The organism is Enterobacter sp. BNK-34 (genome assembly GCF_048684445.1).
Classification (GTDB): Bacteria; Pseudomonadota; Gammaproteobacteria; order Enterobacterales; family Enterobacteriaceae; genus Enterobacter; species Enterobacter pseudoroggenkampii.
Genome location: NZ_JBLQUA010000001.1, coordinates 830,870 through 842,729, shown reverse-complemented (window position 1 = coordinate 842,729; position 11,860 = coordinate 830,870). Strand labels below are relative to the sequence as shown.

The following is an 11,860-nucleotide window of genomic DNA, read 5'->3' as shown; positions in this document are numbered from 1 at the left end:
AGCGCGATGGAGAGTAAACGTCTGGACAGCGCCGCGCAGGCGGCGGGGATCAGCCTCAGTTACATCAATGCTCACGGCAAACCGCAGTCTATTGGCGCCGACACCAAAAGACGTTTGCTGGACGCTATGCACAAAACCGACGCGAAAGCGTCGGCTGCGCCGGTGCCGAACGTGAAGGTATTCACCGCAGGCAAAAAGATGCCGCTGGCGGTGGAGGGGCGCGGCGAGTTTAGCTGGCTGCTGACCACCGAAGAGGGGCATCAGCACAAAGGTCACGCCACCGGCGGCAAAACGTTAAACCTTCCGGCGAAGCTGCCGGAGGGCTATCACACCCTCACGCTCACCCAGGACGATCGGCGTTTCCACTGCCGGGTGATCGTCGCGCCAAAACGCTGCTACGAGCCGCAGGCGCTGCTCGAAGGCAAAAAGCTGTGGGGCGCCTGCGTGCAGCTCTACACCCTGCGTTCCGACAGCAACTGGGGCATCGGTGATTTTGGCGATCTGAAGAACATGCTGGCATCCGTGGGCGAGCGCGGCGGCGCGTTTATCGGCCTCAACCCGATCCACGCGCTTTATCCCGCCAACCCGGAGAGCGCCAGCCCGTATAGCCCGTCGTCCCGTCGTTGGCTGAACGTGATTTATATCGACGTTAACGCCTTAGATGACTTCAAAAACAGCAAAGAGGCGCAGGCGTGGTGGAAACTCAGCACCACGCAGCAGGCGCTGAAGCAGGCGCGCGACGCAGACTGGGTGGACTATTCCACCGTCACGGCGCTGAAAATGGCCGCGCTGCGTCTGGCGTGGAAAGGCTTTTCGCAGCGTGACGACGAGCAGATGGCCGCGTTCCGTCAGTTTGTGACGCAGGAGGGCGAGAGCCTGTACTGGCAGGCGGCGTTTGATGCGCTGCACGCGTATCAGGTGAAAGAGGACGAAATGCGCTGGGGCTGGCCGGTCTGGCCTGAAGCGTATCAGTCCATCGACACGCCGGAAGTAAAAGCGTTCTGTAAAAAATATGCCGATGAGGTGGACTTCTACCTGTGGCTGCAGTGGCTGGCGTACAGCCAATTTGCCGCCTGCTGGCAGGTGAGCCAGGGCTATAAAATGCCGATTGGCCTGTACCGTGACCTGGCCGTGGGCGTGGCGGAAGGCGGCGCGGAAACCTGGTGCGACCGTGAGCTGTACTGCCTGAAGGCCTCCGTGGGGGCACCACCGGATATCCTGGGCCCGCTGGGCCAGAACTGGGGATTACCGCCGATGGATCCGCACGTCATGGCGGCGCGCGCCTACGAGCCGTTTATCGACCTGCTGCGCGCTAACATGCAGAACTGCGGGGCGCTGCGTATTGACCACGTGATGTCCGTGCTGCGTTTGTGGTGGATCCCGTACGGTGAAACTGCGGATCACGGGGCGTACGTGCAGTACCCGGTTGACGATCTGCTGTCGATCCTGGCGCTGGAAAGTAAGCGCCACCAGTGCATGGTGATCGGTGAAGATCTCGGTACCGTGCCGGTGGAGATTGTCAGCAAGCTCCGCGACAGCGGCGTCTACTCCTATAAAGTGCTCTATTTTGAAAACGACCATGAGAAAACCTTCCGCGCGCCGAAAGCGTACCCTGAACAGTCAATGGCAGTCGCGACGACGCATGACCTTCCTACGCTTCGTGGCTATTGGGAAAGCGGCGATCTGACGCTCGGCAAAACGCTGGGACTGTATCCTGATGAAGAGGTTCTGCGCGGCCTGTATCAGGATCGCGAGCTTTCTAAGCAGGGGCTGCTGGATGCGCTGCACAAGCAGGGCTGTCTGCCGAAACGCGCCGGGCATAAGGCGTCGTTGATGTCGATGACCGCGACCCTCAACCGTGGTTTGCAGCGCTATATTGCCGACAGCAACAGCGCCCTGCTGGGGCTGCAGCCGGAAGACTGGATTGATATGGCGGAGCCGGTGAACATACCGGGCACCAGCTATCAGTACAAGAACTGGCGTCGCAAGCTGTCCACCACGCTTGAGGCGATGTTTGCCGATGACGGGGTGAACAGGCTGATTAAGGATTTGGATAAGCGGCGAAAAGCTGCCGGGAAGAAGTAATAAAAAAACCCGCCAGTGGCGGGTTTTTTATTATCCGGTAGTGCTCATGTAGGTCGGGTAAGGCGTAGCCGCCACCCGACTTAGGGCATCAGACCACCATATTCAACAGCAGCACCCCGACCAGACCGCACACCGAAATAATGGTTTCCAGCGCGGACCAGGACTTGATGGTTTCACCGATCGTCAGGTTGAAGTACTCCTTGAACAGCCAGAAGCCCGGGTCGTTAACGTGAGAGAAAATCACGCTACCGGAACCGACGGCGATAACCATCAGCTCAGGGCTCACGCCCGTGGTGGCAATCAACGGCGCAACGATGCCGCCTGCGGTAATCGCCGCAACGGTCGCAGAGCCTAGGGCAATACGCAGAACCGCGGCAATAGACCAGGCCATCAGGAGCGGCGACACGTTGGTTTCATGCATCATCGCGGCGATGTATTTGTCCACGCCGCTGTCAACCAGAACCTGTTTGAAGGCACCGCCACCGCCGATGATCAGGAGCATCATGGCAATGATTTTGATGGAAGAGGTCAGCGTGTCGTTGATCTGATCCATCGAGCGGCCACGGTTCAGACCGAAGGTGAACATCGCGATCAGCACGGCAATCAGCGTTGCCATCACCGGGTCACCCAGGAATTCCGCAACGGACAGGAACGCATGACCTTTCGGCAGGATCATCTCAGCCACGGCACGCATTGCCATCAGGATCACCGGTACCAGAGAAGTCCAGACGCTGACGCCAAAACCAGGCATCTCTTCTTCGGTGAAGGTTTTGGCGCTGTACAGACCTTCCGGGATTGGCTTATCAATGCCCTTCAGGAAGCGGGCATAAACCGGGCCTGCCAGAATCACCGTCGGGATCGCCAGAATCGTACCGAACAGCAGGGTTTTACCCATATCCGCGTGGAAGATGGTCGCGATAGCGGTTGGACCCGGGTGCGGCGGCAGGAAGCCGTGGGTCACGGACAGCGCCGCAGCCATCGGCACGCCAACATACAGCAGCGGGATGCTCGCGGCAGCCGCGATGGTGAACACCAGCGGCAGCATCAGCACGAAGCCCACTTCGTAGAACAGCGCGAAACCGACGGTAAAACCGGTTAACACCACTGCCCACTGAATATTCTTCTTACCAAATTTGTCGATAAGCGTGGTAGCAATACGCTGGGCGCCACCACAGTCCGCCAGCATTTTACCGAGCATAGCGCCGAAGCCCATGATCAACGCCAGGCTGCCGAGCGTGCCGCCGACACCGGCTTTGATGGAACTGATAACTTTAACCAGCGGCATACCCTGCATCAGACCGACTGCAAGTGCCACCAGAACCAGAGCGATAAATCCGTTCATTTTGAAACGGATCATCAAGAGCAGTAATAACACAACACCGATAGCAACGATGACTAATGGCATGATTTACCTGGCCTTTGAATTGTTATGGGTAACGTCATTGTTTCAACGACACATTCCGATTGTCCCAACTGGGAACAGAGAAGTAACGGCACTAATACTGATGCCTTGGAAACCATTAAGTTTAGTCGGCTGTTATGAGTGTGCTTAGTGCCCATGAGAATGATACGGGTAACATGACGTGATTGAGAATCACCCTGGCAGGCAAAATGTGAATTATGAGACGCAGGTCAACATATAGAGGGGAACGAAGAGGGGGGGGGCAGGGTTTTGTAGGCCCGGTAAGCGCAGCGCCACCGGGCAATACAGACGGGCACTGAATCAGTAGTAGGAGTGCTCGCCGCGCTGGTGTTCGGTCAGGTCACGCACGCCTTTCAGTTCCGGGAACTCGTTCAGCAGCTGCTTCTCGATCCCTTCTTTCAGGGTGACATCGACCATTGAACAACCGTTACAACCGCCGCCAAACTGCAGAATGGCAAAACCTTCGTCGGTGATTTCCATCAGGGAAACACGGCCGCCGTGGCCCGCCAGCTGTGGGTTGATTTGGGATTGCAGCAGATACTCGACGCGCTCCATCAGCGGGGCATCGTCAGACACTTTACGCATTTTCGCGTTCGGCGCTTTCAGGGTCAGCTGAGAACCCAGCTGATCGGTGACGAAGTCGATCTCCGCATCTTCAAGATACGGTGCGCTCAGCTCATCAACATAGGCGGTGAGCTGTTCAAATTTAAGGGCAGTGTCGGTGGCTTCCACAGCGTCCGGAGGACAATAAGAAACACCACATTCTGCATTCGGAGTGCCTGGATTAATCACAAACACGCGGATCTGCGTCCCTTCTTCCTGATTTGCCAGCAGTTTGGCAAAGTGCGCTTGTGCAGAATCGGAAATACGGATCATAGCTTTGGCCTAATAGTTGACTAAATTACCTGGGTATAATCATACGCCCATTGAAGAAGGGCTACAAGGTACGGCACAGACACCATACCTGAACCGACGCGGCGCCGCTTCGCAAAAGCAGTCGGGAAAGTTCAGCAACGGTACTGCCCGTGGTGACGACATCATCCACAATCGCGATATGGAGACCGTCGACCGGTAATTCAAGGCGAAAGGCATTTTTGAGGTTTCTTTTGCGAAGCCGCGCGCTGAGCTGATGCTGGATGGCGGTGGCATGAACACGCGTCAGCGCGCTGGCATCATACCGACAGCCGAGCCACCGTGCGAGGGGACGGCAGATCAGGTCACTCTGGTTATAGCCGCGCCGCCAGTGCCGATGTCGGTATAAGGGGACATTCACCACCCTGTCAATTTTCGGCAGTGCGCGATGACGCCGTGCCTGCAAAACCGCCAGCAATAGCAGGCGGGCAAGGGGCGGTGCAAGCGAGCTCTGCCCGGAAAACTTCAGCGCGTGAATCAGCCTGCTCAGCGGTGGAACATAATCATCCACGGCCACCAGCGCGCTCCACGGCGGGGATTTCTTCAGGCAGCGGCCGCAGGGCAAAGAGGAATTTATGGCCGGTAAACCACATTGTGGACAGATCCCGATACGCCATTCCAGCGAACGCGTACAGACGGAGCAGACGCCCCACTCGCTTAGCGCCAGCGGCATTCGGCATAGCCAGCACAACCCAGGTACTGTTAGCATGTGCAACCTCCATGTGAAAAAAGAGAACAGTAACTGATGAAGACGCTGTGGTGGCAGACTGTAGGGACAGGAAATTGCCATCTTGTGCTGCTGCACGGATGGGGCCTGAATGCGGAGATATGGCATTGCATACGTGAGGAACTCGCCTCGCATTTCACACTGCATCTGGTGGATTTACCCGGCTTTGGCCGCAGCCGCGGATATGGCGCGTTGTCGCTTGATGAGATGGCGCAGCAGGTTCTGGACGCCGCGCCGCAAAACGCTGTCTGGCTGGGCTGGAGCCTGGGCGGGCTGGTGGCGAGCCAGGTTGCGCTGTCGCGACCAGACCGCGTACAAGCGCTGGTGACGGTGGCGTCGTCGCCCTGTTTTAGCGCGCAGGACGCGTGGCCGGGGATAAAACCCGAGGTACTGGCGGGATTCCAGCAGCAGCTGAGCGAAGATTTCCAGCGGACCGTAGAGCGCTTCCTCGCCCTGCAGACGATGGGAACTGACACCGCCCGTAAGGATGCCCGCACGCTGAAGCAAACCGTGCTGTCGCTGCCGATGCCGGAGGTTGAGGTGCTTAACGGCGGTCTTGAGCTGCTGAAAACGGTTGACCTGCGCGCGCCGCTGGCCTCCCTGACGCTGCCGCACCTGCGTATCTACGGTTACCTCGACGGAATTGTGCCGCGCAAGGTGGTTCCACTCCTGGATTCACTTTGGCCGAACAGCGAATCGCAGATCGTTGCCAAAGCTGCACATGCCCCGTTCATCTCTCATCCGGCGGAGTTTTGTTCAGCGCTCATTGCGTTAAGTCAACGTTTCGACTGATTATTTTCTATCCAGCCTGGAAAAAGTTACACACCGCAACCATACTCCAGATGTCGTTGCGGTTGTTCTGCCTACGATAATCAAAACAACAATCCTATGGAGAGTCAGGTTATGAAACTTGTTACAGGTATTGTCACTTCTCTGGTTATTGGGTCACTTTCATTTGGCGTCTTTGCGGCAAAAGAGCTGGAAAAAGATAAAGTTGCCGGCATGAATCTGACCAAAGTTGGTGAGATCTCTACGTCTGATACTACCGCGCCGATGGATGCTCGCAGAGAGCTGTCGAAGAAAGCGGATGAACTGGGTGGGACGTACTACGTGGTAACCAGTGCAAACAAAGACACGAAGAACGTACGCGCAACGGCGGACGTCTACAAGTAATACGATAAAGCCAGGCAGCGATGCCTGGCTTTACTAGCGCAGTGCCCACCACTCCCTGAGGCAGGCCTTTCCTTCCGGACAGCTTTTACAACTGCCGGAGAGACAGCCATCCGCGTCTTCCTGAATCCGCACGGCTTTCCCCATGGCTTCCAGTCTTTCCAGCATGGCATCGATCATCGGCTGCGGCGTATGCAGGCTGAGGCTCAACTGTTTCGCCTCCATCCGCCCCTGTAGCGCCAGCAGGTCACGAACCTGAATCAACGATGCCATGTGGTGTACTCCTTAGTGGCAGTCGCCCGCCGGGCTGTTGCAGCAGGTCGCGGCGGTTTTACGGTTTGCCAGCAGATCAATATCGACGCGGCTGCGTGCCCGCCGCAGCAGACCGAGCACTACCACGTTAAACAGCACAACCGCGAGAATGCAGACCAGACTGTAGCGCGGATGCTGACTGAAGTTAACGGTTTGATAAAAGAGCGTCGACAGCGAGTACGCAATATTTAACCCCCACAGGATGGAGAAACCCATCCAGCCGCGGCTGGACTCGCGGGCAATCGCCCCCATCACCGAGATGCACGGAATGTAGAGCAGTACAAAGATAAGGTAGCTGTAGGCCGCGGACGCGCTGCCAAATTTCTCGCCCATCACGCCCATGGCACCCGTCGCCATTTCGCCGTCGCCTTTGCTCGCTTCAATCGGGTTCGCCAGCACGCTCAGGCTGAAGGTGTCCTTCAGGCTCTGCCAGGTTTCCTCTACGGCACCCAGCAGCTCATGACCGAGATGAAACTCTGCTGGATTAAATTCCTGTTCCTGAATGTTCTCAGCGGTGTAAAGCGTGTTCAGGGTGCCGACAACCACCTCTTTCGCCATCGCACCGGTGAACAGCCCGACGGTTGCCTGCCAGTTATCCTCATGCACGCCAATCGGTTTGAAGACCGGCGTGATGACGCGGCTGACGGAAGCGAGGGCAGAGTCGTTGATGTTATCTGCCGCCTGCCCGCTGAAGGTGAAGCTGTTCAGCGCGCTCAGGAAAATGCTGACGATGACAATTACCTTACCGGCGCGCAGCACAAAGCCTTTCAGGCGCTGCCAGGTCTGGATCGCCAGGCTTTTCAGATGCGGCACGTGATACACCGGCAGCTCCATCACAAACGGTGACGCTTCACCGCGCATGATGGTGTGCTTCAGCATCAGACCGGTGAGGATCGCCATCACGATGCCCAGCACATACAGCGAGAAGACCGCCAGCGCACCCTGCTGGCCAAAGAAGGCTGCCGCAAAGACCGCAAAGATTGCCAGGCGGGCACCGCAGGACATAAACGGCGCCATCATAATGGTCATCAGACGTTCACGCGGTGCATCCAGGGTGCGCGCGCCCATCACCGACGGCACGTTACAGCCGAAGCCGACAATCAGCGGGACGAAGGATTTACCCGGCAGACCCAGCGCCTGCATCAGACGATCCATCACGAACGCGGCGCGCGCCATGTAGCCGGAATCTTCCAGGAACGAGAGGAACAGATACATCATGCCGATCTGCGGCACCAGCGGCAGAACGGTGTTGATACCGCCGCCGATCCCCTGCGCGAGGAAGATGGTGAGCCATTCCGGGAAGTGCAGGGTGTAACCCACCCACTGGATCCCGTGGACGAAGACCGCGACGGAACCGGCGTCAAAAATCGGCTGCAGCGCGCCACCGATGTTAATGGCGAGCAAGAACATCACGTACATCACCAGCAGGAAGATCGGCAAACCAAGGAAGCGGTTAAGCACAACTTTATCCACCGCCGCCGTTAAGCGGCTGGGTTCTGCCGTCAGGGCGTTACTGACCACGTCGCAGATCGAGGCGATGGCCTGGTAACGGGCGTCGGCGATGTGCAACGCCGGGTCGTCCAGCTCGTCGCTAAGCCGGGCCACCGTCACGTCCAGCTTATCGGCCGCATGCCCGGCGTAAGCGCGGCTGTAGATATCCCCTTCCAGCATCTGCAGTCCAAGCCACAGGCGCTGTTTCGCAGGCATGCTGTTGTCCATCTCCTGCGCCAGCACGTTGGCTTCACGCAGGAGAGGCTGCGCGTAATGCACCAGCTCAATGTCGCGATTACCCGCGTGACGGTCAATGGCCAGCTTCAGCGCATCAATACCGCGCGCGCGCGTCGAGACCAGCGGAACCACCGGGCACCCCAGGCGCGCGGAGAGGGCATCGACGTCGATGCGCAGCTTTTGTTTCTCTGCGATATCGAGCATGTTGAGCGCCACGATGCAGGGGATCCCCAGCTCCAGCAGCTGCAGCGTCAGATAAAGGTTACGCTCGAGATTGGAGGCATCGACCACGTTGATCAGCAGGTCCGCGTCGCCGCCAAGAATATAGTGGCAGGCAATCTGCTCATCGAGCGAGGTTTGCGACGAAATGGTGGTTAAGGAGTAGGTGCCGGGAAGGTCGACCAGCGTTACCTGATTGTCCGTTGTCGTGAACTGGCCCTCTTTACGCTCAACCGTCACGCCCGCCCAGTTGCCCACGCGCTGGCGGGCTCCAGTCAGCTGGTTAAAAAGCGTAGTCTTGCCGGAATTAGGATTGCCAATTAAGCCAATAGTTAACTTTTTCATTTTTTAGACTCACTGAAACCGCTGGCTTGTTATCGGGATAAGGCTTCGACTTCTATTAACGCGAGGTCTTTCTTACGCAGCACCAGATTCACGCGGCGGGTTTCGATATGAACCGGGTCACCTAGCGGCGCCACACGCACGACCTGGAATGACGAGCCGGGCAGCATGCCCAGCGACAGCAGCTTTTGCCGATAGGCCGGGCTAATTTCGCGGGTAAAACCGGTAATCTTCCATGCACTGTCTGGAGTGAATTGCATAACGCCTGATTCCACGAAAGGTTAAATTATCTACTATGGGATGATAATGAGAATAGTTTTTATCAGCAATATTAAAACTGTGACGGAATGTTGTTTGCGATATTAATTTACGGCCTTTTTGACCTTGCTCAATATTTGCTGAAATGCCTGGAAGACGAAAAGGGGAGTATTTGTTAACAGAGTGATAATTAGTGGTTTAAATATGGATGTGCAATCGGTTTCATATATTACGGCACGATATTATTATTCCCTCTCCCCTGTGGGGAGAGGGTTAGGGTGAGGGTTTAGCGTTTCTTACCCATCGCTGCCGCCAGCGCATCCATCATCGCGCTGTTGCCTGCAGGCTGGGCATCACGTCCGCGCGGTTTTGCTGCTTTCGCGGCCGGACGCTGCTGCTCGCGGCCACCGCCGTTTCCGCCACGGCGCGCGTTGGTGTCACCCGGCTGTTCGTCCAGACGCATGCTCAGGGCGATACGCTTGCGCTGCAGGTCCACTTCCAGCACTTTGACCTTCACGATGTCGCCCGCTTTGACCACGGTGTGCGGGTCTTCAACGAACTTGTCGGCAAGGGAGGAGATATGGACCAGACCGTCCTGATGCACGCCGATATCCACAAACGCGCCAAAGTTGGTGACGTTGGTCACCGCGCCTTCCAGCACCATGCCGGGCAGCAGGTCGTTCATGGTTTCCACGCCGTCAGCAAAGGTCGCCGTTTTGAACTCAGGACGCGGATCGCGGCCCGGCTTTTCCAGCTCTTTGATAATGTCGGTAACGGTTGGGACACCAAATTTGTCATCGGTGAAATCAACGGCTTTCAGATTGCGCAGAGCGCTGCTGTCGCCCATGAGATCTTTCAGGGCCTGCTGGGTGGCGGCCAGAATACGCTCCACCACAGGGTACGCTTCCGGGTGAACGGTAGAGGCATCCAGCGGGTTATCGCCGTGGTTGATGCGGAGGAAGCCCGCGCACTGCTCAAAGGCTTTTGGCCCCAGACGGCTGACCTTCAGCAACTGCTGACGGTTCTGGAACTGGCCGTTCTCGTCACGCCAGGCGACGATGTTCTGCGCCATCATGCGGGTTAAGCCCGCCACGCGGGTCAGCAGCGGAACGGAGGCGGTGTTCAGGTCAACGCCGACGGCGTTAACGCAGTCTTCCACGACAGCATCCAGCTTGCGCGCCAGCTGCGTCTGGCTCACGTCGTGCTGATACTGGCCCACGCCGATGGATTTCGGGTCGATCTTCACCAGTTCCGCCAGCGGATCCTGCAGGCGGCGAGCGATAGAGACCGCACCGCGCAGGGAAACGTCCAGGTCCGGGAACTCCTGTGCCGCCAGCTCGGATGCGGAATAGACGGATGCCCCCGCTTCGCTGACGATCACTTTCTGCGCCGTCACTTTCGGGAACTGCTTCTGCACGTCGAGGTAGAAACGCTCGGTCTCACGTGAGGCCGTACCGTTGCCGATGGCAACCAGCTCGACGTTGTATTTTTCGCACAGCGCCGCCACTACCACGGCCGCTTTCGCTGCCTGGCCAGTGTGCGGATAAATGGTATCGGTAGCCACCAGCTTGCCGGTGCCGTCAACCACAGCGACTTTTACACCGGTGCGCAGACCCGGATCGAGACCCATGGTGGCGCGCAGGCCAGCAGGAGCGGCCATCAGCAGGTCGTGCAGGTTACGGGCGAAGACGTTAATCGCTTCATCTTCGGCGCGCTCGCGCACGGTGCCCATCAGCTCGGTTTCGAGGTGCATCAGCACCTTGATGCGCCAGGTCCAGCTCACCACGCCTTTGCGCCAGCTGTCCGCCGGGGCGTTGTTCAGGCGCAGGCCAAGATGGTCGATGATGATCTGCTCGCAGTGGCTCTCTTTCGGCGGCTCGTCAAACTGCGGGTCGGCGTTCAGGGAGAGCTGCAGCACGCCTTCGTTGCGGCCGCGGAACATCGCTAGCGCGCGGTGGGAAGGGGCGGTAGAGATCGGTTCGTGGTGATCGAAGTAGTCGCGGAATTTCGCGCCTTCTTCCTCTTTACCCGCGACGACGGTAGAGACGATGTGGGCGTTCTTCCACAGGTAATCACGCACTTTGGCGAGCAGGGCGGCGTCTTCGGCGAAGCGCTCCATCAGAATGTAGCGTGCGCCGTCGAGGGCGGCCTTGGTGTCCGCTACGCCTTTGTCAGCGTCGATAAATTTCGCCGCTTCGGTATCCGGATCGTGGGACGGCTCGTTCCACAGCAGGTCGGCCAGCGGCTCAAGACCCGCTTCAATCGCAATCTGCCCGCGCGTGCGGCGCTTCGGTTTATACGGCAGATAGAGGTCTTCGAGTTCGGTTTTGCTCAGGGTGCCGTTGATGGCGCTTTCCAGATCGCTGGTCAGCTTGCCCTGTTCGCCGATGGACTTGAGGATCGCCTGACGACGTTCTTCCAGTTCGCGCAGATAACCGAGACGGGTCTCCAGGTTACGCAGTTGCGTGTCATCCAGACCGCCGGTGACTTCCTTACGATAGCGCGCAATAAATGGCACGGTGTTCCCTTCATCAAGCAGGCGAACGGCAGCTTCTACCTGTTCGGCTCTGGCCTGAATATCACCCGCAATAATGCGGCAGAGCGAATCTTTCATCATGGCTTTATCATCTTGTGGGTCAAAAATCAGGGGATAGTTATACGGGCTGACACGGCAAAATGCCAGC

Annotated in this window: 10 protein-coding genes; 3 read left to right on the top strand and 7 right to left on the bottom strand. The window is 57.8% G+C overall.

Features of this window, described 5'->3' with window-relative positions; translation table 11 throughout:
- The first annotated feature begins 6 nt into the window (after nt 1-6).
- A complete protein-coding gene (gene malQ, locus ACMGG5_RS04365) occupies nt 7-2,085 on the top strand; it encodes a 4-alpha-glucanotransferase (RefSeq protein ID WP_420277554.1) in 2,079 nt (692 codons plus the stop codon).
- Nucleotides 2,086-2,173: 88 nt separating this feature from the next.
- Here malQ and gntT read toward each other — a convergent pair whose 3' ends face one another.
- From gntT to gntX, 3 genes are all read right to left on the bottom strand, one after another.
- Entirely contained in the window at nt 2,174-3,490 is a 1,317-nt protein-coding gene (gene gntT, locus ACMGG5_RS04360) for a gluconate transporter (protein WP_024907902.1), read from the bottom strand.
- Between the two features lie 318 nt (nt 3,491-3,808).
- Nucleotides 3,809-4,384: a Fe-S biogenesis protein NfuA gene (gene nfuA / locus ACMGG5_RS04355; protein WP_008503055.1), complete on the bottom strand. Its 576-nt coding sequence runs from the start codon at nt 4,382-4,384 to the stop codon at nt 3,809-3,811.
- Between the two features lie 61 nt (nt 4,385-4,445).
- Nucleotides 4,446-5,129, bottom strand: coding sequence for a DNA utilization protein GntX (gntX, locus tag ACMGG5_RS04350; protein WP_048991804.1), 684 nt, complete (start codon nt 5,127-5,129; stop codon nt 4,446-4,448).
- Between the two features lie 36 nt (nt 5,130-5,165).
- Here gntX and bioH point away from each other — a divergent pair, with 36 nt between their 5' ends.
- Entirely contained in the window at nt 5,166-5,939 is a 774-nt protein-coding gene (bioH, locus tag ACMGG5_RS04345; RefSeq protein ID WP_290094165.1) for a pimeloyl-ACP methyl ester esterase BioH, read from the top strand.
- 111 nt (nt 5,940-6,050) lie between these two features.
- On the top strand, nt 6,051-6,320 hold the full coding sequence (locus ACMGG5_RS04340; RefSeq protein ID WP_024907905.1) for a YdgH/BhsA/McbA-like domain containing protein: 270 nt from the start codon (nt 6,051-6,053) through the stop codon (nt 6,318-6,320).
- A gap of 33 nt (nt 6,321-6,353) precedes the next feature.
- On the opposite strand, the gene feoC is transcribed toward ACMGG5_RS04340, so the two are convergent.
- The 4 genes from feoC to ACMGG5_RS04320 form a co-directional block, all read right to left on the bottom strand.
- A complete protein-coding gene (gene feoC, locus ACMGG5_RS04335; RefSeq protein ID WP_024907906.1) occupies nt 6,354-6,590 on the bottom strand; it encodes a [Fe-S]-dependent transcriptional repressor FeoC in 237 nt (78 codons plus the stop codon).
- 12 nt (nt 6,591-6,602) lie between these two features.
- On the bottom strand, nt 6,603-8,921 hold the full coding sequence (gene feoB / locus ACMGG5_RS04330) for a Fe(2+) transporter permease subunit FeoB (RefSeq protein WP_420277553.1): 2,319 nt from the start codon (nt 8,919-8,921) through the stop codon (nt 6,603-6,605).
- A 29-nt stretch (nt 8,922-8,950) separates the two neighbouring features.
- Nucleotides 8,951-9,178, bottom strand: a complete 228-nt coding sequence (gene feoA, locus ACMGG5_RS04325) for a ferrous iron transporter A (protein ID WP_008503050.1) — start codon at nt 9,176-9,178, stop codon at nt 8,951-8,953.
- A gap of 284 nt (nt 9,179-9,462) precedes the next feature.
- Nucleotides 9,463-11,793, bottom strand: a complete 2,331-nt coding sequence (locus ACMGG5_RS04320; RefSeq protein WP_420277552.1) for a Tex family protein — start codon at nt 11,791-11,793, stop codon at nt 9,463-9,465.
- Between the last annotated feature and the right edge of the window lie 67 nt (nt 11,794-11,860).